Raw genomic sequence first — 20,078 nt, 5'->3', positions numbered from 1 at the left:
GTCAGGACACCAGGCGGCTGAGGGCGAATTCGAGGGCCAGGACCAGGCCGGTGACATAGGCGGCGGCCAGGGCGAAGCCGGCGGTGTCGCTCTGCGCGGCCATGGCGCGGGCCTTGGTCCGGTTCGGGGCGATGAAGGTCATGCGGCGATCTCCTTGGGGGAAGGGCGGTCCGCGGTAGGCGCGGCCGTTGGGCGGTAGATGGGCCCGGGGCGGCCCCGGCGCCAACGCACAAGATGAATAGTGCCCATCCATCCGATGGATGCATCCGGGCCGGAACGACGAAAGGGCGCCCGAAGGCGCCCTGCCGTGTCCGGGGCGGGACCCGCGGCGGGGATCAGCCGCGCGGCTGGGTCGCCCGCTGGCTGGCCAGGGCCGCGCCATAGGTCGGCGCCGGCACGTAGACCAGCTTCTGCTCATTGGCGCCGCCGACCAGCACGCCGATCAGGCCGGAGGACGCCTGCGCCGTGGTGCGGCCGGCATAGGCGAGGCTGCGGCTGCTGGCGTCGCCGGTCAGCCGGGCATAGCCGCCGCCGACCACGTTCTCGCTCGGCACCGGATACTCGACGCGGGGGCCGCCGTCGCCGCCGCCGCCGACAAGGCGGGGGCCGTTGTCCTGGGCAAAGGCCGGGGCGCCGGCGGCGCCGAGGGCGATCAGGGTAGCAAGGGCTGCAGTGCGGAACATCATCGTATCTCCATCGGGTGGCGGGGTCTGCCCCCGCCTTCGAGACGGAAGATGTGCCCGTACCCCGCCCCGGGCCAATGCGAAGCCCGGATGGCGGGTATCCACGGGATGGATGCATGGCCGGGCAACCACTCGGCTATGGCTGGGGCTCCCGATCCCCGAGGAGGACGCCATGCCACGCCCGCTGCCGCCGGAGACCACGCTCGAGGCCGCCGCCGCCCGCTATGGCGCCGCCTTCGGCGCGGATGCGCTGCCCTGCCTCTGCGGGGTCAGCGGCGACGCCGTGCCGACCGCGGTCGCCATGCTGACCCATGCCGTGGCCGCCCGGCGGCCGCTGCGCTACGCCGCCATCGCCGAGGCGACCGGCCTGCCGCCGCCGCCGCTGCATGGCGCGCTGTGAGCGTGAAGGCGCCGGCGGCAGGGCCATGCGAAGATTCGCCGCTTCGTTCGGCCCGCTGACTGAACCCCCGCCCGGCCGAACCCGTTTCCAGGTAAGTACACCTCAGGAACACGGAGCGACCATGCTGAACCGCCGCATCGCCCTGCTCGGCCTCGCCGCCGGCGCCGCCCTGACCCCCGTCGCCCTCGTCCCGGCCGCCTCGGCCCGCACCTTCTCCCCCAGCGAGCACACCGCCATGACCCTGATGGGCGGCACCCTGGCGAAGCAGACCAGCGAGCTCGCGCAGGAACGCGCCCGCCATGCCGCGGTGAAGCAATTCGCCACCTTCGAGATCGCCGAGCAGACCGCCATCGCCCAGGTGCTGACCGACCTGCCGAACCCGCCGCCGGCGCCGCTCGACGCCGACCATGCCGCGGTGCTCAAGACCCTGCAGGACACCCCGGCCGGCCCGGCCTTCGACCGGGCCTATGTCCAGGCCCAGATCCAGGGCCACGAGGAGCTGCTGATGGTCCAGCAGGGCTACCTCGACGACACCAACCGCCGGACCGATGGCCAGCACATCGCCGTCCTCGCCCGGGTCTCGATCCAGCAGCACCTCTCGATGCTGCGCGAGCTCCAGCGGCTGCTCGCCGCCTGATGGCCGGCGCGCCGCCGGCCCCGCCGGCGGCGTGCCCCCCCTTCAGCCGGGGATGCGGACCGGCAGGTCGGTGATCCCATGGACGAAGGCGGAGTAGACCCGCTGCGGCTTCCCCACCACCTCGATGGTGGGGAAGCGCTGCAGGATCTCCTCCCACAGGATCTTCAGCTGCATCTCGGCCAGCCGGTTGCCGACGCAGCGGTGGATGCCGAAGCCGAAGGAGAGGTGCTGGCGCGGCCGCTTGCGGTCGATGAGGAAGCGGTCGGGCTCCTCGATCGCCGCCGGGTCGCGGTTGCCCGAGATGTACCACATGACCACCTTCTCGCCGGCGCGGATGGTCCGGCCGCCGACCTCGAAATCCGCGGTCGCGGTGCGCCGCATGTGGGCGAGCGGCGTCTGGTAGCGGATGATCTCCGGCACCATGGTCTCGACCAGCGCCGGGTTGGCGCGCAGCTTGGCGTATTCCGCCGGGTTCTCGTTCAGGAACAGCACGCCGCCGCTGATCGAATTGCGCGTGGTGTCGTTGCCGCCGACGATCAGCAGCACCAGGTTGCCCATGAACTCCCGCGGGGTCATGTTCCGCGTCGCCGCGCCATGCGCCAGCATCGAGATCAGGTCGGGCCGCGGCGCCGCATTCACCCGCTCGTTCCACAGCCCGGTGAAGACGCCGAGCATCTCGGCCAGCGCCGCCTCGCGCTGGTCCTCGGTCTCGATCAGCCCGCCCGGCATCGGCAGCGCCGTGGCGCAGTCCGACCAGTGCGACAGCCGCCGCCGCTGCTCCTGCGGGAAGTCGAACAGCGTCGCCAGCATCGAGACCGTCAGCTCGATCGAGACCCGGTCCACCCAGTTGAAGGTCTCGTTGCGCGGCAGGCCCTCCAGGATCTCGATCGCCCGGGCCCGGATGATGCCCTCCATCTTGGCCAGGTTGTCGGGGGCCACGATGGGCTGCACCACCTTGCGCTGGTCGTCGTGCTGCGGCGGGTCCATGGCGATGAACATCGGCAGCCGCAGCGCCTTGTCGCGGTCGCGGATGGAGATGCCGCCATGCAGGCTGTCGCTGGACAGCACCTTGTGCGCCAGTTCGCACTGCATGATGTCCTTGTAGGTCGTGATGGACCAGTAGGGGCCGAACATGCTCTCGGGGCAGTGGTGCACCGGCGCCTCCGCCCGCAGCCGGGCGAAATAGGGCTGCCAGGCATCGTCCCGGAAGATCGCGGGGTTGCTCGGGTCGAGCCGGTCCAGCGGCGTGGTGGCGGCGATGCGGGCATGGTCCATATCGACGGGGGCATTCATGGCCTTCTCCTCCCTATGGGTCGGCGTTGTTCTAGTGCTGGGCCTCCGGCATGTGCACCACCAGCCCGTCCAGCGCCTCGGACATGGTGATCTGGCAGGCCAGCCGCGAATTCGGCTGCGCCGTGGCGGCGAAGCCCAGCATGCTCGCCTCCTGCTCGCCCGGCGTGCCGGTCTTGGCCAGCCATTCCTCCGGCACGAAGACATGGCAGGTGGCGCAGGCGCATTCGCCGCCGCAATCGGCGTCGATGCCGGGAATATTGTTCTCGATCGCCCCCTGCATCACCGACAGCCCGGCCTCCAGCTCGATGCCGTGCTCGCGGCCGTTATACTCGACATAGGTCACCCGCGGCATCCGTTCCCCCTTCGTTGGTTCAGGCGCAGAGGTCCTTCAGCGACTGCGCGGGATCGCGCAGCGCCGCGGGCGCCACCTGCATCTGCTTCGCCACCATGACGCGCCCGGCCATGAAATCCGCCGGCGCGTTCACCGCCTCCACCGCCAGCACCCGCTGCGCGGCGTCCAGGTGGAAGACCGCGAAGCTGGCGCTATCGGGGTCGCCGCGCAGCACCGCCTCGGCCGGGTCGAAGGCGAGGCCGGCCATCTGCAGCCGCAGCTCGTACTGGTCGGACCAGAACCACGGCACCTCCGGCAGCGGCGGCGGGCGGCCGCAGATGTCGGCCGCCGCCTGCTTCGCCTGCTCGATCGCATTGGGCACGGATTCCAGCCGCACCTCCCGGCCATAGAGCGGCAACGGCCGGCGGGTGCAGTCGCCGATGGCATAGATCAGCGGGTCGCTGGTCCTGGCCGCCAAGTCCACCGCCACCCCGCCGCCGGCATCGAGCCCCGCGGCCAGCGCCATCGCCTCGTTCGGCGCCGCGCCGACGCCGACCAGCACCGCGTCGCAGCCCAGCCGGCGGCCGTCCTGCAGCAGCAGGCCGGTGGCCAGCCCGTCCCGGCCCTCGATCGCCTCGACGCCGGCCCCGGTCAGGATCTCGACGCCGCGGGCGCGGTGCTGCGCGGCGAGGAAGCCGGACAGCGCCAGCCCGGCGACCCGCGCCAGCACCCGTGCCTCGCGCTCGATGACCACCGCCGCGCCGCCCAGCGCCCGGGCCGAGGCGGCGACCTCCAGCCCGATGTAGCCGGCCCCGATGATCGCCAGCCGGCGGCCGGGCCCGAGCACCCGGGCCAGCGCATCGGCATCCGCCGCGTGGCGCAGCGTCAGCACGTTGGCGAAGGCCTCGCCCGCCAGCCCGAGCCGGCGCGGCGCCGCGCCGGTCGCCAGGATCAGCCGGGCATAGGGCAGGGCGGTGCCGTCGCCGAGGCGGACCACTTGCGCCGCGCGGTCGATGGCGACGGCCGTGGTGCCGAGCCGGGTCTCGATGGCGTATTGGGCGTAGAAGCGGGCCGGGCGCAGCAGCAGGCTCTCGGCGGTGGCCTCGCCCTTCAGCCAGGCCTTGGACAGCGGCGGCCGCTGGTAGGGCAGGCCGGGTTCCTCGCCCAGCAGGGTGATGCCGCCCTTCCAGCCGTATTGCCGCAGGAAGGCCGCGGCGGCGCCGCCCGCGTGGCCGGCGCCGATGATGACGAGTCCTGGCTCGGCCGGATCCACCTGGGCATGGCCCTCCCGTTCGGTCGAGCATCCCACACAAGCCCGCGGGCGGCGTCAAGCGAAGCCGCCCGCGGGCCACGGCTCCCGCGGCCCGGGGGAGGGGTACCGTCACATAACCGTCAGGCGGTGCGGCCTTCGCGTTGCATCGCGTTAAGCCCCTAGGACGCGCCCGGCGAACCGGGACGCGAAATCGGGACCCGCCATGCATATGCGCCGGATATTGATCGTGGAGGACGACCCTCTGGTGGCGCTGGACCTCGAGGGCATCGTCCGCGCCTCCGGCGACGAGACCCAGGTGGCCGTGGCCAATACCCTGGTCGAGGCCCGCAACGCCCTGGCGGCCCTGGCCTTCGACGCCGCCTTCCTCGACATCGACATGGCGGATGGCAAGACCTTCGAGGTCGCCGCCCTGCTGCACGCGCGCGGCACGCCCTTCGCCTTCGTCTCGGGGTCCCGGCCCGAGGAGGTGCCGGCGCCGCTGCGGCATGTCCCCTTCGTACCGAAACCCTATCATCCCGAGGACATCGAACGTACCTTGCGCGTGCGCCTGTCGCGCTAGGTTGCAAGGATGTCCGGCCTGAAACTATCGCCCGCCGCCGATGCCGCCGCCGGCCCCGCCCTCCTCTGGGCGGCCTGCGACGCATCCCTTCCCCCCGCCTGGGACGAGGCACGCCGCCTCGCCGCCCTCGACACCTATGCCATCCTCGATACGCCGGCCGAACGTGCCTTCGACGACGTCGTGAAGCTGGTGGCCTCGCTCTGCGACGCGCCGGTCGCGGTGGTGAGCCTGGTCGGCGGCGACCGGCAGTTCTTCAAGGCCGAGGTCGGGCTCGGGGTCCGCGGCACGCCGGTCGACATGTCGATCTGCGCCCATGCCATCCTGCAGTCCGGGCTCTTCGTGGTGCCGGACACCAGGCTCGACCCGCGCTTCGTCAACAACCCGCTGGTCACCGGCGAGCCCTTCCTGCGCTTCTATGCCGGCGCCCCGCTGGAGACCCCGGACGGGGTGCCGCTCGGCACCCTCTGCGTGCTGGACTACCAGCCGCGCCCGGCCGGGCTGACCCCGGCGCAGGAATTCGCCCTGACCGTGCTGGCCCGGCAGGTGATGACCCAGCTCGAGCTGCGCCGCGCCCTGCTGCAGCGCGAGGCCAGCGAGCGGCGCTTCCGCCAGCTCGCCGATGCCATGCCGCAGATGGTCTGGTCCGCCCGGCCGGACGGCTTCCACGACTACTACAACGCCCGCTGGTACGCCCACACCGGCATGGCCCCGGGCTCCACCGACGGCGAGGGCTGGGACGAGATGTTCCACCCCGAGGACCGGGCCGAGGCCTGGGGGCGCTGGCGCCATTCGCTCGCCACCGGCGAGCCCTACGAGGTCGAGTACCGGCTGCGGCGGGCCGACGGCGCCTACCGCTGGACCCTGGGCCGCGCCATGCCCAGCCGCGACGACGCCGGCCGGATCGAGCGCTGGTTCGGCACCTGCACCGACATCGAGGACATCAAGCGCACCGAGGCCGCCCTGCGGCTGAGCGAGGAGCGGCTGCGCCTCGCCCTCAGCGCCGCCGAGATGGTCGGCACCTTCGTCTGGGACGTGGCGGCGGACCGCATCACCGCCGATGCCGGCTATGCCCGGCTGTTCTCGGTGGACCCCGCGCGGATGGCCGGCGGCGTGCCGCTCGGCGAGCTGCTGCCCGCCATCCACCCCGAGGACCTGCCGGCGGTGACGGCGGCGATCGCCGGCAGCGTCGAGAGCGGCGGCAGCTACGAGGCCGAGTACCGCCTGACCCAGGCCGACGGCAGCCTGCGCTGGGTGGTGGCGCGCGGCCGCTGCGAGCACGACGCCGAGGGCCGGCCGCAGCGCTTCCCCGGCGTGGTGGTCGACATCACCGAGCGGAAGCTGGCCGAGGAAGGCCAGGAGCTGCTGGCGCGCGAGCTGTCGCACCGGATCAAGAACATCTTCACCGTGGTCGGCGGCATGGTCTCGCTCTCGGCCATGGGCGCCTCGGGCGAGGTGCGCGGCTTCGCCGGCGTGCTGCGCAAGCGGCTGAACGCGCTGGCGGCGGCGCATGAATACGTCCGTCCGCACGGCCCGGACAACCGCCCGGCCGAGGTGGAGACCACGCTGCGCGGCCTGCTGGCGGCGCTGCTGGCGCCCTATGGCGCGGCCGAGGCGGGGCGGCTGCAGCTCGAGGGCGACGACGTGCCGATCGGGGTGAAGGCCGCCACCTCGCTGGCGCTGATCCTGCACGAGCTGGCGACCAATGCCGCCAAGTACGGCGCGCTCTCCTCCAGCGAGGGCCGCGTCGCCATCAACGGCACCCGGACCGGCGAGCGCTTCGCCCTGGTCTGGCAGGAACGCGGCGGCCCCGGGATCGAGGGCCCGCCGGAGCGCCGCGGCTTCGGCACCATCCTGGCCGAACGCGGCGCCATCACCCAGCTGGGCGGCAGCATCCACCACGACTGGGCGCCGGAAGGGCTGACCCTGCGGCTGGACGTGCCGCTGGGCCGCCTGGCGCACTGACCCCCGCCCGGTTCAGCTGTCGAGCAGCCGCCGCACCGCCGCCCCGATGAAGGCGGCATCCGGCGGGTTCGGCTGCGGGTTGCCGGCGCGGTGGCCCCAGATGCTGGGGATGGGCAGCAGCTCCGCGTCCCGCAGGTGCGGCAGCTCCGCCTCGTTGTCCGCCACCCGGAAGTAGAGGTCGGTCGCCGAGGGCAGCAGCAGCACCCGGGCGCGAATCGCCCCGAGCGCCCGGGCCAGGTCGCCGCCGTAGCGCGGGTCGTCGCCGATGTCCCCGGCGTCCCAGGTGCGGAGCTGCGCCAGCAGGTCGGCCGCCGCCCGCCGGGCAAAGCGCTCCTCCCAGTCGGTGCGGAGGAAGGTCTCGAGGTCGGGGGCGCCGAGCGCGGTCAGGTGCAGGTTGGCGCGGTAGAAATCCTGGCTCAGCGCCCAGCTCGCATAGACCCGGCCGAAGGCCCGCAGCGCCTTCAGGGGTTGGGCGGAGAACCGGCCGCGGCCGTCGTACTCCGGCGCCGCCTCCAGCACCGCCATCTGGCTCTGCAGAAAGACGCGGTTGTGCACGGCGGTGCGGGCGCTGCCGCAATTGACGACGATGCGCTCCACCGCCTCGGGGAAGGCCGCGGCCCAGTGGTAGGCCTGCTGCGCGCCCATGGACCAGCCATAGACGGCATGCAGCCGGGTGACGCCGAAGACCTCCGCCAGCAGCCGCCGCTGCGCCCGGACATTGTCCCAGGCGGTGACCAGCGCCGGCCAGTCCGCGCAGTTCGAGGGCGAGGTCGAGAGCCCGTTGCCGAACATGTCGGGGATGACGATGAACCAGCGCCCCGGGTCCAGCACCCCCTCCGGCCCGATCAGCCATTCGAGGTCCGGGTGCTGCGCGCCGTAGCTGGTCGGGTAGAGCACCACGTTGTCCCGCGCGGCATTCAGCGTGCCATGGGTCTTCCAGACCAGCTTCGCGCCCGGCAGCACGCCGCCCCGGTGCAGCGGCAGGTCGCCGAGCGCGAAGATGCCTTCGTCGGTCATGCCCGCATGCCCTTCAGGTGCCCGGCGTGCCAGCTTGCATAGCCGGGGTGCACATGCGCCAGCCGGTCGCGCAGCACCGCATGCGCCTCGCCCAGCCGGTGGAAGGGGATGAAGGGATAGAGGTGATGCTCGGCGTGGAAGGGCATGTTCCACATCAGCAGCCGCATCGCCCGTGTCGTCAGCATGGTGCGGGTATTGGTCAGCCCGTTGCGGTCCTCCGAGCAGCCGGTATGCTCGGTGAAGAGGTACAGCCGCAGCGCCGCCTGCCCGATAAGCTGCGGCAGCACCCAGAACAGCAGCAGCGCCCGCCCGCCGAAGACGAGGCCGACCAGCAGCAGGAGCGCCACCGTCACCGCCAGCTGCGCCCGCATGGAGCGCACGACGCGCGGTGCCGCCGCCGGATGGATGTAGGGATAGGCGGAGAAATCCCCCCGCAGCGCATCCCGCATGAAGCGGGCCCGCGAGGCCCAGTATCCCACCCCCAGCATCCGCTTGAGGTAGCCCTTGAAGTCCTGCGGGATCGGCGCCGCCAGCAGCTCCGGGTCCTTCGCCGGGTCCTGGGTATGGCGGTGATGCGCCAGGTGGAACTGCTGGTAGAAGTGCCAGTTGAACAGCGAGGGCAGCCCCGCCAGCCAGCCCACCACCGCGTTCAGCCGGCGATTGGCGAAGGCGGTCTGGTGCATGGTCTCGTGGAAGGGCGCGAAGAGCGCCGCCTGCACCAGGCCCAGCAGTACGACGGCCGGCACCAGCCAGATCCCCTCCGCCCAGGTCACCAGCGCCCCGCTGCCGAGCAGCAGCGCGAGGTGGATGCCGAGCTGCGCGAGACCCCGCCGGTCGGAGCGGCCGGCCAGGTGCATCATGGTCGAGGGAGCGGGTGCCTGCATGTCAGAAGGTGACCTCGCGGTTGACGTCCTTGTAGAGCAGGTAGGCGGCGCCGCCCCAGCCGGTGCAGTAGAACTGCTGCGGCACGAAGGGGCCCATCCAGGCGAAGTCGCCGGTCCAGAGCTCGTGCCAGTCGCGGTCCAGCAGCTGCAGCCCCTGGCCTTCCAGCATCAGCAGCCCATGCTCCATCACATGCGTCTCGACGCAGTGGAAATGGGTGCCGCGGTCGAAGCCCATGATGTTCATCTCGAAATCCATGGCCATGTCGAGATTGCCCAGCAGGTACTGCCGCCAGCGGCCGCTGTCGTCGACGCGGGTCACCGGCGTGTCCTCCCGCGTGCCGAAGCGGGGCAGGGGCGCATCGATCCCCGCGGCCGGGACATAGGGCCGGCTGATCCAGACCGCCTTGGCCAGCGCCGCGCCCGGGTTGCGCAGGCTGTAGCTGGCGCCGGCCGGGACATAGGCGAAGCCGCCCGCATCCAGCGAGGCGCTGGCATCGTCGGCGGCGACGTCCAGCGTGCCTTCCAGCACGTAGAGGAAATGCTCCAGCCCATCCATCCGCGGCGCGGTGGTGCCGCCGCCCGGTGCCGCCTCCAGCCGCCCCTGGGCGAAGCCGGCGCCCATCTTCGGTGTCGCCTGGTAGAAGACCGAGGCCTGGTGCAGCCAGGGCACGAAGCTCGGGAACATGCCGTCCGGCGGCAGGACGGCATAGTTGCGCGTGACCAGGCTGCGGTTGTGGCCGATGACACCGGGAGGCACCGGGGCCGAGATTGGGGCGGGCATATCAGGCTCCGAAGGTGAAGACGCTCGCCGGCTCCTCGGTGAAGCGGCGTGCCCTCCGCAGCCGGCCGGCCATCTGTTCCACATAGGGCGCGGCCGCGCAAAGCAGTTCGAACTGCCGGGCATTCAGGGTCAGCCCCGCCCGCCGGGCGATCAGCGCGATGGCGTCCCGCTCGGCCGGGGTGACCTCGGCCGGCGTCGGGTCCGGCACCGGGGGGAGGGGAGGCGCCGCGGCCCCCGCCACCAGCGCCGGCCGCCGCTCCCGCCAGGGCGTCGCCCGCTCATAGGCATCGGCCAGGCGCAGCACCACGGCATCGTCGAAGGGCCGTCCCGCCACCTGCATGGACAATGGCAGCCCCTCCGGCGTGAAGCCGATGCACTGGCTCATCGCCGGCCCGCCGCTGACGTTGAAGGGCGTGGTGAGCGAGCCCTTCTGCCAGAAGTGGATGGTCCGCCAGGCCTCGAGGCGCGGCGCCGGGCCGGGCGCCGCCGTCACCAGCGCGTCGTACTTCGCGTAGAGCGGCTCGAACTCCGCCAGCATCACCCGGCGTTCCCGCTGCGCCTGCATGTAGTCCTCGGCGCGGATCAGGATGGCGGCGAGCGAGCGGCCGAGGAAATCCTCCCCGAATTTCTCCGGGTTCTCCCGCAGCCCCTTCTCGTGCACGGCATAGAGCTCGGATTCCGCCGTCAGCACCTTCACCGCGTAGTAGTCGGCGGCGGGGCGGATGCGCACATCCTCCAGCACCGCGCCGAGGCCGCGCAGGACCTCCAGCGCCGCCTCCATCGCCGCGCGGGCCACGGCCGGCACCGGCACGTCCGTTTCGTACAGCTCCCGCAGGACGCCGATCCGCATGCCGCGGATATCGCCGGTCAGCGCCGCCTGGTAGGGCACCTTCGGCCGGTCGGCACTGGCCGGGTCGCCCGGGTCATGCCCCGCCAGGGCATCGAGCATGATGGCGCAGTCCTCGGCGGTCCAGGCCATCGGCCCGGCATGGTCGTAGCTGAAGGAATTGGTCCAGACCCCGCGGCGCGAGAGCAGCCCATAGGTCGGCTTCAGCCCGGCGATGCCGCAGAGCGCCGCCGGGTTGCGGATGGACCCGCCGGTATCCGAGCCCATCGCCCCCAGCACCAGCCCCGCCGCGACCGCCGCGCCCGAGCCGGAGGACGACCCCCCGGTGACATGCGCGGTGTTCCAGGGGTTGCGCGCCGGCGGCCAGGGCAGGTCGAAGCTCGGCCCGCCATGGGCGAATTCATGCGTCGCCAGCTTGCCCATCAGCACGCCGCCGGCCTCGTAGAGCTTGGCGACGGTGACCGCATCCTCGGCCGGCACGTGGCCCTCGGCGCTGCGCGAATGCCCCGTCGTCGGGATGCCCCTGGTGCCGAAGATGTCCTTCAGCCCGAAGGGGATGCCATGCAGCGGCCCGCGCGGGCCGGAGGCGGCGATCTCCGCCTCCGCCGCCCTGGCCTGCTGCATCGCCAGCTCCGGCGTCGGCCGGATGAAGGCGTTGAGCTGCGGCTCGAGGGCCTCGACCTTGCCGAGCAATTCCGTCGTCAGCTCGACCGGCGAGAGCTGCCGCGCGGCGATCCGGCGGGCGGCCTCGGCGATGGTCCAGTCCGTCATCGCCGTCACTCCGCCCGCAGATGGGTTGTATTGGCCGGCTCTGCCCCGAAGGGCAGGTCGCGCGGCAGGGCGGCCAGCATCGCATCCAGATGCGGCAGCGCCTCCGCCATCTGGGCGAACTGCGCCGCGTCCAGCCCGAGGGCCGCATGCCTGGCCAGCGCCGAGACCTCGGCGCCCCAACCCGCGGCGGGGGCCGGCGCCGCTTGGCTCACCGGATATTCCGGCGGGCCCTCGGCCGGCACCACCGGCCGCTTGCCGCGCCAGGGCGTCGCCGCCTCATAGGCCTGGCCGATCCGCAGCAGGGTCGCCTCGTCGAAGGGCCGCGTGGCGAATTGCAGCGACAGCGGCAGCCCGTTCGGGCCGAAGCCGTTGCAGAGCGAGAGGCAGGGCAGCTGCGCCACGTTCCACGGATTGGTCAGCGGCGGCGCGGCGAAATTCGCCTCCGCCCGCATCTCCGCCATGACCGGCGCCTCGCCCCAGGTGGTGGCGGTCAGCAGCGCATCCACGTCGCGCAGCGCGGCCCGCATTTCGTCGCACAGGAGCCGCTGGAAGCGCTGCGCCTGGACGTATTCGGGGCCGGTGATCATGGCGCCGGGGAAGATGCGGTAGCGGAAGACCTCGCCGTAATCCTGGGGCCGGCTGCGGAGCCAGTCCGCATGGATGGCGAAGCTCTCCGCCGCGCCGGTGACGCGCATGGTCGCCTGGTAGGCGGCCAGCGGATGCAGGGTCACCTCCCGCACCTCGGCGCCCAGGCCGCGCAGCACCGCGACGGCGGCGTCCATGGCGGCGATCACCGGGTCGCTGGCGCGGCGGTCCGTCTCGTACCAGTGCCGCACCAGGCCGATCTTCAGGCCCTTGATGCCGGCGTGCAGCGACGCGCCGTAATCCGGCACGGGCACATCGGCGCTGGCCGGGTCGCGCGGGTCGTGCCCGGCGATCGCCTGCAGCAACAGGGAACAGTCCTCGACCGTCCAGGCCAGCGGCCCGGCATTGTCGAGCGTGTAGCTCAGCGGCAGCACGCCGCGCTTGCTGACCCGGCCATAGGTCGGCTTCAGCCCCGCCGTGCCGCAGAAGGCCGCCGGCAGCCGGATCGACCCACCCGTGTCCGAGCCCATCGCCCCCGGCACCAGCCCCGCCGCCACCGCGACCCCCGAGCCGGAGGAGGAGCCGCCCGGAAACCGCGTCAGATCCCAGGGATTGCGCGCCGGCGGGAAGGGCAGGTCCCAGGACGGCCCGCCGGTGGCGAATTCATGCGTCGCCAGCTTGCCCAGCAGCACGCCGCCGGCGGCCTTCAGGCTGGCGGTGGTCGCCGCATCCTCCTCCGCGATGTTGCCCACGCAGCGCTGCGAATGCCCCGTCGTCGGCAGGCCCGCACTCGCAAAGATGTCCTTCAGCGCGAAGGGCACGCCATGCAGCGGGGAGCGGGGCCCGCCCGCCATGATCTCCGCCTCGGCGAGTTTGGCCGCCGCCATGGCCTCCTCCGCGGCGACGCGGACGAAGCTGCGCAGCACCCCGTCCATCGCCTCGATCCGGGCCAGATAGGCCGCGGTCAGCTCCACCGGCGACAGCCTGCGCGCGGCGATCCGCCGGCCGGCCTCGGCGATGCCGAGGAAGCAGAGTTCCTCGCTCATGCCCAGGCCTCCGGCGGTCGGCGCGTGTGCCACTCCGTCGCCTGCTCATAGGCCTGGCCGATCCGCAGCACCGTCGCCTCGTCGAAGTTGCGGCCGACGATCTGCAGGGACAGCGGCAGCCCATTCGCCGCGAAACCCGCCGGCAGGCAGAGCGCGGGATGCCCGGTCACGTTGAAGGCGGCGGTGATCGGCTGCGCCCGCCGCCAGGGCCCGTCGTCGGATTCCGCCGCCAGCGGCGCCGCCCCATGCGCGGGGGCGCAGAGGATGGCATCCACCTCCCCGAACAGCGCATCGACCTCCCGCATCAGGCTCAGCCGCAGCCGCTGCGCCTGGACATACTGCGGCCCGGTGACGAAGGCGCCGAGCATGATCCGCTCCCGCGTCGTCCGCCCATAGGCCTCCGGCCGCTGCCGCAGGTCCTGCTGGTGGATGGCGAAGGATTCCGCATGGATGATGGTCCAGACCGCCGCCTCGAAGCGCTTCAGCGAGGGCATCGCCACCTCGACGATCCCGGCGCCGAGCTTCGCCAGCACTTCCACCGCCGCGTCATTGGCGGCCAGCGCCTCGGCATCGACCCCCGCCTCGATGTTGTAGGCCCGGGCATAGCCGAGGCGCAGGCCGGCCACGCCATCGCGCAGTCCGGACATGTAGTCGCCGACCGGCACCGGCGCCGAGCCCGGGTCCTCCGGGTCGTGCCCGGCCAGCACCTGCATCGCCAGGGCGCAATCCTCGACCGTGCGGGTCAGCGGCCCGGTATGGTCCATGCCGAAGGAGAGCGGCACCACGCCCCGCCGGCTCAGCCGCCCATAGGTCGGCTTCAGCCCGACGCAGCCGGAGAAGGCCGCCGGCAGCCGGATGGAGCCGCCGGTATCCGAGCCCATCGCCAGCGCCATCATGCCCGAGGACACGCCCGCGCCCGAGCCGGAGGAGGAGCCGCCGGCGAAATGCAGCGGGTTCCACGGATTCTTGGCGCGGGGGAAGGGCAGGTCGTCGTCGCGCACGCCGCCGCGGGCGAATTCATGCGTCGCCAGCTTGCCGAGCAGCACCATGCCAGCCGCCTCCAGCCGCGCCGCCGCATCGCTGTCGGCGACCGGCGTGTTCCGCCCGATCAGCACGCGGGAATGCGCCGTCGTCGGCAGGCCGGCGACGTCGTAGATGTCCTTCAGCGCATAGGGGATGCCGTGCAGCGGGCCGCGGCTGCGGCCGGCCTTGATCTCCGCCTCGGCGGTGGCCGCGGCGGCCCGCGCCCGGTCGGCGGTCAGCAGGATGAAGGCGTTGAGCGCCGGCTCCAGCGCCGCGATCCGCGCCAGGGCCTGCTCGCAGAGCGCGACCGGCGAGAGCGTGCCATCGGCGATGCCGGCGGAGGCTTCCGCCAGGCTCGGAACCGGGGGCGCGCTCATCGAACCGGGCTCGCGGCCAGGTGCGGCGCCGCCGCCGGTTCATCGGCGTAGGGCGTCGGCTCGTCCAGCACCGCCACCAGCTTGCGGTACTGGTGATAGGCATCGAGCATGATGGCGTAGCGATCCTCCGGGATGCTGATCCCGGCGACGCGCAGCGCCGATTGGAAATCCAGTTCCATCTCGTCCGGCATGTCTCTTTTCCTCCCTCAAGCCAGGCTGATCGGCGTCAGGTCCTGCGACCAATTCCGTGCCTGCACGAAGCCGCGGACCTTCTTGCTCATGGCGCGGGGATTGAGGTCGTGCGCCACGAAGAGGAACAGCGCCTCATCCACCACCCGGGTGTGGATCTTCGCCAGGATGGCATCCTGCGCCGCCGGCTCCATCGCCTTGTAGGCCGCATCGAACATCGGCTCGAGCACGGGGTCGTCGAGATTGCCCCAGTTGCCCCCGGCCGGCGCCGCCATGTCGGCCTTCATGATGCGCATGAAGCCGCTGAACGGGTCGCCCGCGCCATAGGAGACGTTGATGGCGGTGACGCCGCGCGCCTGCGCCTTGGCCGCCCCCTCCCGCCGCATCACCAGCAGGGCGTTCCATTCCAGCACCTCGAAATCGACCTCGATCCCGATGTCCTTCAGGTTCTGCTGCACCACCTCGTTCATGGTCAGCGGCTGCATCTGCCCGGACCCGCCGGCCGAGATCGCCACCTTGGTCTTCAGCGGGCGGCCCGGCCCGAAGCCGGCCTCGGCCAGCAGGGCGCGGGCCTTGTCCGGGGCGAATTCCAGCTTGAAGCTGGGGGTGCCGTACCATTGGCTGTCCGGCGTGACGATGCCGGCGCCCTCCAGCATGGTCCCGCCCAGCATCGCCTTCATCCCCGACCGGTCGATCGCCAGGTTGGCCGCGCGGCGCACCCGCACGTCGCGCCAGGGCGAGCCTTCCAGCATGGAGAAATGCCAGGTCCAGTTGTGCGGATAGCGGTTGGTCACCGTGGTGAAACCCGCGGCCTGCAGGCTGGCCAGCGCATCCGGCGGCGGCGCCTCGATGAAATCCACCTGGCCGCTGCGCAGCGCGGCGACGCGGGTATTGGCATCCGGCAGCGGCAGCAGCAGCAGCCGGGCGCATTTCGGGATGCGCGCGGCCTCCCAGTGGTCGGGGTTGCGGACCAGCACCGCGCGCTCCCGGATGGCGAAGCTCTCGAGCTTCCAGGGCCCGGTGCCGACCGGCTTGTTCAGATAGGCGTCCCAGGACTTCCCCGCCGCCTCCCAGGCGCCGCGATGGGTGATGCCGACATAGACCGTGCCGAAGGGCGCGGTGCTGTCGGGGTAGATGGTGTCGATCCAGAAGCGGTTCTCGCCCTCGGCGCCCCAGTCGGCGATGGTCGGCATCCTGAGCGCGACGGCGGCATTGGCGCGGTTGTCGAACCAGGGCGCGGTGCGGCGGAAGGCGCGGTCGAAGCTGAAGGCGACGTCCTCGGCGACCAGCGCCTTGCCGTCGTGGAAGCGCACGCCCTGGCGCAGGGTGAACCACCAGCGCTTGGGGTTCGTCGGGTCGATCTCCCACTTGGTCGCCAGCCCCGGCTTCAGCGCGGAGGGCCGGTCGGCCTGGGTCAGGTCCCATTCGACCAGGAAGTTATAGAGCGTGATGCCCATGAAGCGCTGGCCCTCGCCGCCCTGGTCCGGGCAGCCGTTGGACAGCGGGATGGCGGCCAGCGTCATCCCGACGCGGAGCGTGCCACTGGCGGTCTGGGCCTGGGCCAGGTCCCAGGGGACCGCCGCGGCGGACAGGGCGCCCAGCAGGCCACGGCGGGTCAGGGTGGTCTCGGACATGCGCAAGCCTCCGGCATCTGGCCGTTTGCCCTGCGATCAGCGCCTTCTCCCGGAATTGCGGCATGCTGGCCCCGGGCCCGCGCCGCCGTCAACCCGCTCCGAAAGATGTACTCCTGGTAATCCCGTACGGTGAACGATTACCTCTGCCCGAATTTTGCGCTAGCCCCGCCCGGAGACTGAACATCCTGCATGGAAGCGCCGCATGACCTGGACCCAGGTATACGACCCCATGGGCAATATCGCCCTTTCGACCGTCTTCGCCGCCCTGCCCGTCGTCGTCATGCTGGTCGCGCTGGCCTTCTTCCGCATCGCCGCGCATTGGGCCGCCATCGCCGCGCTTGTGGTCGCCGTCATCTGCGCCAGCGTCGTCTTCGGCATGCCCGGCGGCATGGCGGTGCGGGCCGCCGGCCTCGGCGTCCTCTCCGGCCTCTTCCCGATCGGCTGGATCGTGCTGAACATCATCTTCCTCTATCGCCTGACGGTGGCCAACGGCAGCTTCACCACCCTGCAGCAGGCGATCGCCGGGGTGACGCCGGACCGCCGGCTGCAGCTGCTGCTGATCGCCTTCGCCTTCGGCGCCTTCTTCGAGGGCGCCGCCGGCTTCGGCACCCCGGTCGCGGTGACGGCGGCCATCCTGATGGGCCTCGGCTTCTCCCCGCTCGCCGCCTCGGGCCTGTCGCTGATCGCCAATACCGCGCCGGTGGCCTTCGGCGCGCTGGGCTCGCCGGTCATCGCGCTGTCGGCGGTCACCGGCATCGACCTCAACCTGCTCTCGGCGATGATCGGCCGGCAGCTGCCCTTCTTCAGCCTGATCGTGCCCTTCTGGCTGATCTGGGCCTTCGCCGGCTTCCGCGCGATGCGCGATGTCTGGCCCGCCATCCTGGTCACCGGCGTCAGCTTCGCCATCCCGCAGTTCCTGGTCAGCAATTACATCGGCCCCATGCTGGTCGACGTCATCTCCGCCCTGGTCTGCATGGCCTGCCTGGTCGGCTTCCTCCGGGTCTGGCAGCCGCGCGAGATCTGGACCAACGCCGGCCTCCGCAGCAAGGACCCGAGCGCCGGGCTGGTGCAGGCCAAGCCGGTGGTGGGCGGCGAGGCGATGGACCGCGCGACGCTGGTCCGCGCCTGGATGCCCTGGCTCATCCTGACGGTCTTCGTCTTCGCCTGGGGCCTGCCCAGCGTGCGCGCGGCGCTGAACGGCATCTTCACCACCAGCCTGCCGATCGACGGGCTGCACAACGCCATCATCAAGGCGCCGCCGGTGGTCGAGCGGCCGATCCCCGAGCCCGCCGTCTGGGCCTTCAACATCCTGTCGATGACCGGCACCGGCATCCTCTTCGCCGCCATCGTCTCCGGCCTGCTGATGAAGTTCTCGCCCTTCGCGCTCATCGCCGAGTACGGCCGGACCATCTGGAAGGTGCGGCTCAGCCTGGTGACCATCGGCGCCATGCTCGGCCTCGGCACGCTGACCCGCTACTCCGGGCTGGATGCGACCATGGGCCTCGCCTTCGCCTCGACCGGGTTCCTGTTCCCGCTGTTCGGCACCATGCTCGGCTGGCTCGGCGTGGCGCTGACGGGGTCCGACACCGCCTCCAACGTGCTGTTCGGCGGGCTGCAGAAGATCACGGCGCAGCAGCTCGGCCTCTCGCCGGTGCTGATGGCGGCGGCCAATTCCTCGGGCGGCGTCATGGGCAAGATGATCGACGCGCAGTCCATCGTCGTCGCCTCCACCGCGACCAACTGGTTCGGCCAGGAAGGCACCATCCTGCGCTTCGTCTTCTTCCACTCCGTCGCCCTGGCCATCCTGGTCGGGATGCTGGTGATGCTGCAGGCCTATGTCTGGCCCTTCACCGCCATGGTTGTCGCGGGCTGACGATACCGCGGGCGGGGCTTGCCCCCGCCCGCCGCAGCGGCCAGCTTCCGGGAAAATCCCGGAGGTCCCGCCCATGCCGACACGCCGCGCCGCCCTGACCCTCCCTTGGGCGCTCCCGCTGCTCGCCCCCACCCTGGCCGGGGCGCAGGAGGCCTACCCCAGCCGCGCCATCAGCGTCGTCTCCGGCTATGCCCCGGGCGGGGTCACCGACGTCACCTCCCGCGCCGTCGCCGAGCGCATGGGGCGCGAGCTGGCGGTGCCGATGGTGGTGGAGAACCGGGTCGGCGCCGCGACCGCCGTGGCCAATACCGCCGTCGCCCAGGCCCGGCCGGATGGCTACACCCTGCTGATGGGCACCTCGACGCTGGCCATCAACCCCGGCCTGCAGCCGAGCCTGACCCCGAAGGAGCCGCTGCGCGACCTTGCCCCGATCGGCATGGTCTTCCGCACCGCCTTCGTCCTGCACGTCCACCCGGACGTGCCCGCCCGCAGCACCGCCGAGCTGATCGCCTGGTGCAAGGCCAACCCCGGCAAGCTGAATTTCGGCAGCAGCGGCACCGGCGCGGTCAACCACCTGGCGCTGGCGCTCTTCGCCCAGGCGGCCGGGATCGAGGTGACCCACATCCCCTACCGCGGCGGCGCCCCGGCGCTGCTCGACCTCCGCGCCGGCCGCATCCAGGCGATGTTCCAGGCGGTGCTCGAGGCGCTGCCGACCCTGGCGGACAACGCCACGCGCGGCCTCGCCATCTCCTCGGCCGAGCGATCCGCGCTGCTGCCGGACATCCCCCCGGTGGCCGAGACCCTGCCCGGCTTCGACGTGGTCTTCTGGCAGGGGCTTTTTGCCCCGGCCGGCACGCCCGCGCCCGTCCTCGCCCGGGCCGGCGCGGCGCTGCGCGCGGCGACCGAGGATGCGGCGCTGCGCGCCCGCCTGGCCGAGCAGGGCGTGGTCCTCACCACCGGCGACGCCGCCATGCTCCACCGCACCCTGGCCGAGGAGACCGCGCGCTGGGGCAAGCTGATCCAGGAGGCCGGGATCCGGCCGGAGTAGCGGCCGGGATCAGGCGGCCGCCGCCGCCGGCGCCTCCAGCGCCGCCCAGGTGAGCCGCCCGACCACGCCATCGGCCGGAATGCCGCGGGCGGCCTGGAGGCTGGTCACCGCCAGCTCGGTGGCCGGGCCGAAATCGGCATCCACCGCGAGGCGGTAGCCGAGCTGGCGCAGCCGCCGCTGCAGCTCGGCCACCGCCGCGCCGGTCGAGCCGCGGTGCAGCACCGGCCGGGCCGCCTCCGGCTGCGCCCCGCCGAGCCGCACCCCCTCCAGCCGGGCCAGGACCAGCTTGGCCCGGGCGGTCAGGCCGCGCCGTTCCTCCAGCCCGACCAGGCCGCCGTTGACCCGCCGCGTCACCTCGACGACGTCGTCCGCGTCGCAGGCGGCGTTGATGCCGAGCCGGGTCCAGTATTCGCCGGCGATGCGCAGCGAGAGCTCGGGCTCGGCGGCCCGCTCCGGCCGGGCCAGCAGGTCCACCCCGAGCGCCTGGCCATAGGTGCGGTAGTTCGCCCGCCCGGTCAGCTGCAGCAGGCCGCGGCCCTTGAAGCGCGGCCCGTCGCCGGGGCTGGTATTGCCGAGATCGCCGCGGCCCTCGTAGGCGGCGCCGGAGGCGAATTCCTCGGTCGCGCGGAAGCCCGCCGATTCATGGCAGGCCTGGGCCAGGAAATGCGCGAGGCGCAGCCGGGTCCCGATCCCGTAGCCGGCCAGCACCGGCCGCAGCACCGGGCCGAGGGCGGCGACGATCCGGGCCTGCCGCTGCCCCGCCGCGCCGCCGAAGCGCGGGGCGATCTCCAGCAGGCATTGGGCGTCGATGGGCAACATGGCCGGCTCCCGCAACATGGTGCCGTACCGTAACATTAGGTATATG

At 72.3% G+C, this 20,078-nt stretch carries 20 protein-coding genes; 6 read left to right on the top strand and 14 right to left on the bottom strand.

Annotated features, from left to right (window positions below; genetic code table 11):
* Nucleotide 1: 1 nt before the first annotated feature.
* Both QWZ14_RS20650 and QWZ14_RS20645 read right to left on the bottom strand, forming a co-directional pair.
* A complete protein-coding gene (locus tag QWZ14_RS20650) occupies nucleotides 2-142 on the bottom strand; it encodes a hypothetical protein (protein WP_290318748.1) in 141 nt (46 codons plus the stop codon).
* A gap of 193 nt (nucleotides 143-335) precedes the next feature.
* Nucleotides 336-683 (bottom strand): hypothetical protein, encoded by a 348-nt coding sequence (locus tag QWZ14_RS20645; RefSeq protein WP_290318747.1) that lies wholly within the window; start codon nucleotides 681-683, stop codon nucleotides 336-338.
* 172 nt (nucleotides 684-855) lie between these two features.
* On the opposite strand from QWZ14_RS20645, the gene QWZ14_RS20640 reads away from it, so the two are divergent.
* A complete protein-coding gene (locus QWZ14_RS20640) occupies nucleotides 856-1,083 on the top strand; it encodes a hypothetical protein (RefSeq protein ID WP_290318746.1) in 228 nt (75 codons plus the stop codon).
* 121 nt (nucleotides 1,084-1,204) lie between these two features.
* Nucleotides 1,205-1,720 (top strand): DUF4142 domain-containing protein, encoded by a 516-nt coding sequence (locus tag QWZ14_RS20635; RefSeq protein WP_290318744.1) that lies wholly within the window; start codon nucleotides 1,205-1,207, stop codon nucleotides 1,718-1,720.
* Between the two features lie 42 nt (nucleotides 1,721-1,762).
* Here the strand turns inward: QWZ14_RS20635 and QWZ14_RS20630 are convergent, their stop codons facing one another.
* Genes QWZ14_RS20630 through QWZ14_RS20620 form a run of 3 tightly spaced genes read right to left on the bottom strand, consistent with a single transcriptional unit; the run spans nucleotide 1,763 to nucleotide 4,617 of the window.
* Nucleotides 1,763-3,013 (bottom strand): cytochrome P450, encoded by a 1,251-nt coding sequence (locus QWZ14_RS20630; protein WP_290318743.1) that lies wholly within the window; start codon nucleotides 3,011-3,013, stop codon nucleotides 1,763-1,765.
* 31 nt (nucleotides 3,014-3,044) lie between these two features.
* The gene (locus QWZ14_RS20625; RefSeq protein WP_290318742.1) at nucleotides 3,045-3,365 is read right to left on the bottom strand and encodes a 2Fe-2S iron-sulfur cluster-binding protein; all 321 of its coding nucleotides are present in this window, start codon (nucleotides 3,363-3,365) and stop codon (nucleotides 3,045-3,047) included.
* A gap of 19 nt (nucleotides 3,366-3,384) precedes the next feature.
* Complete coding sequence (locus QWZ14_RS20620) at nucleotides 3,385-4,617, bottom strand: NAD(P)/FAD-dependent oxidoreductase (protein WP_290318741.1); 1,233 nt, start codon at nucleotides 4,615-4,617, stop codon at nucleotides 3,385-3,387.
* A gap of 226 nt (nucleotides 4,618-4,843) precedes the next feature.
* On the opposite strand from QWZ14_RS20620, the gene QWZ14_RS20615 reads away from it, so the two are divergent.
* The gene (locus QWZ14_RS20615; protein WP_290318740.1) at nucleotides 4,844-5,176 is read left to right on the top strand and encodes a response regulator; all 333 of its coding nucleotides are present in this window, start codon (nucleotides 4,844-4,846) and stop codon (nucleotides 5,174-5,176) included.
* A gap of 9 nt (nucleotides 5,177-5,185) precedes the next feature.
* Nucleotides 5,186-7,138: a PAS domain-containing protein gene (locus tag QWZ14_RS20610; RefSeq protein ID WP_290318739.1), complete on the top strand. Its 1,953-nt coding sequence runs from the start codon at nucleotides 5,186-5,188 to the stop codon at nucleotides 7,136-7,138.
* Nucleotides 7,139-7,150: 12 nt separating this feature from the next.
* Here QWZ14_RS20610 and QWZ14_RS20605 read toward each other — a convergent pair whose 3' ends face one another.
* From QWZ14_RS20605 to QWZ14_RS20570, 8 genes are read right to left on the bottom strand one after another with little or no spacing between them, the layout of a single operon-like run.
* The gene (locus QWZ14_RS20605; RefSeq protein ID WP_290318738.1) at nucleotides 7,151-8,155 is read right to left on the bottom strand and encodes an alpha/beta fold hydrolase; all 1,005 of its coding nucleotides are present in this window, start codon (nucleotides 8,153-8,155) and stop codon (nucleotides 7,151-7,153) included.
* On the bottom strand, nucleotides 8,152-9,039 hold the full coding sequence (locus tag QWZ14_RS20600) for a fatty acid desaturase (protein WP_290318737.1): 888 nt from the start codon (nucleotides 9,037-9,039) through the stop codon (nucleotides 8,152-8,154). The genes QWZ14_RS20605 and QWZ14_RS20600 overlap by 4 nt, the downstream gene beginning before the upstream one ends.
* A 1-nt stretch (nucleotide 9,040) precedes the next feature.
* Nucleotides 9,041-9,820, bottom strand: coding sequence for a (S)-ureidoglycine aminohydrolase (gene allE / locus QWZ14_RS20595; protein ID WP_290318736.1), 780 nt, complete (start codon nucleotides 9,818-9,820; stop codon nucleotides 9,041-9,043).
* A 1-nt stretch (nucleotide 9,821) separates the two neighbouring features.
* Nucleotides 9,822-11,438: an amidase gene (locus tag QWZ14_RS20590; protein WP_290318735.1), complete on the bottom strand. Its 1,617-nt coding sequence runs from the start codon at nucleotides 11,436-11,438 to the stop codon at nucleotides 9,822-9,824.
* A 5-nt stretch (nucleotides 11,439-11,443) separates the two neighbouring features.
* Nucleotides 11,444-13,069 carry an amidase gene (locus QWZ14_RS20585; RefSeq protein ID WP_290318734.1) on the bottom strand — a complete coding sequence of 542 codons (1,626 nt, stop codon included), beginning with the start codon at nucleotides 13,067-13,069 and terminating at the stop codon, nucleotides 11,444-11,446.
* A complete protein-coding gene (locus QWZ14_RS20580) occupies nucleotides 13,066-14,469 on the bottom strand; it encodes an amidase (protein ID WP_290318733.1) in 1,404 nt (467 codons plus the stop codon). Before QWZ14_RS20580 ends, QWZ14_RS20585 begins: the two co-directional genes overlap by 4 nt.
* Nucleotides 14,466-14,660: a hypothetical protein gene (locus QWZ14_RS20575; RefSeq protein ID WP_290318732.1), complete on the bottom strand. Its 195-nt coding sequence runs from the start codon at nucleotides 14,658-14,660 to the stop codon at nucleotides 14,466-14,468. Before QWZ14_RS20575 ends, QWZ14_RS20580 begins: the two co-directional genes overlap by 4 nt.
* Nucleotides 14,661-14,675: 15 nt before the next feature.
* Nucleotides 14,676-16,292, bottom strand: coding sequence for an ABC transporter substrate-binding protein (locus QWZ14_RS20570; protein ID WP_290318731.1), 1,617 nt, complete (start codon nucleotides 16,290-16,292; stop codon nucleotides 14,676-14,678).
* 202 nt (nucleotides 16,293-16,494) lie between these two features.
* Here QWZ14_RS20570 and QWZ14_RS20565 point away from each other — a divergent pair, with 202 nt between their 5' ends.
* Together QWZ14_RS20565 and QWZ14_RS20560 are read left to right on the top strand one after the other, a co-directional pair.
* Nucleotides 16,495-18,165 carry an L-lactate permease gene (locus tag QWZ14_RS20565; RefSeq protein ID WP_290318729.1) on the top strand — a complete coding sequence of 557 codons (1,671 nt, stop codon included), beginning with the start codon at nucleotides 16,495-16,497 and terminating at the stop codon, nucleotides 18,163-18,165.
* Nucleotides 18,166-18,238: 73 nt separating this feature from the next.
* On the top strand, nucleotides 18,239-19,213 hold the full coding sequence (locus QWZ14_RS20560) for a Bug family tripartite tricarboxylate transporter substrate binding protein (protein WP_290318728.1): 975 nt from the start codon (nucleotides 18,239-18,241) through the stop codon (nucleotides 19,211-19,213).
* 9 nt (nucleotides 19,214-19,222) lie between these two features.
* Here QWZ14_RS20560 and QWZ14_RS20555 read toward each other — a convergent pair whose 3' ends face one another.
* Nucleotides 19,223-20,032 (bottom strand): peptidoglycan-binding protein, encoded by an 810-nt coding sequence (locus QWZ14_RS20555; RefSeq protein ID WP_290318727.1) that lies wholly within the window; start codon nucleotides 20,030-20,032, stop codon nucleotides 19,223-19,225.
* Nucleotides 20,033-20,078 lie beyond the last annotated feature (46 nt).

The sequence above is a fragment of the Paeniroseomonas aquatica genome (assembly GCF_030409335.1).
GTDB lineage: Bacteria > Pseudomonadota > Alphaproteobacteria > Acetobacterales > Acetobacteraceae > Belnapia > Belnapia aquatica.
The sequence above is the reverse complement of the archived record's forward strand: the minus strand, read 5'-3'. Positions and strand labels throughout refer to the sequence as shown.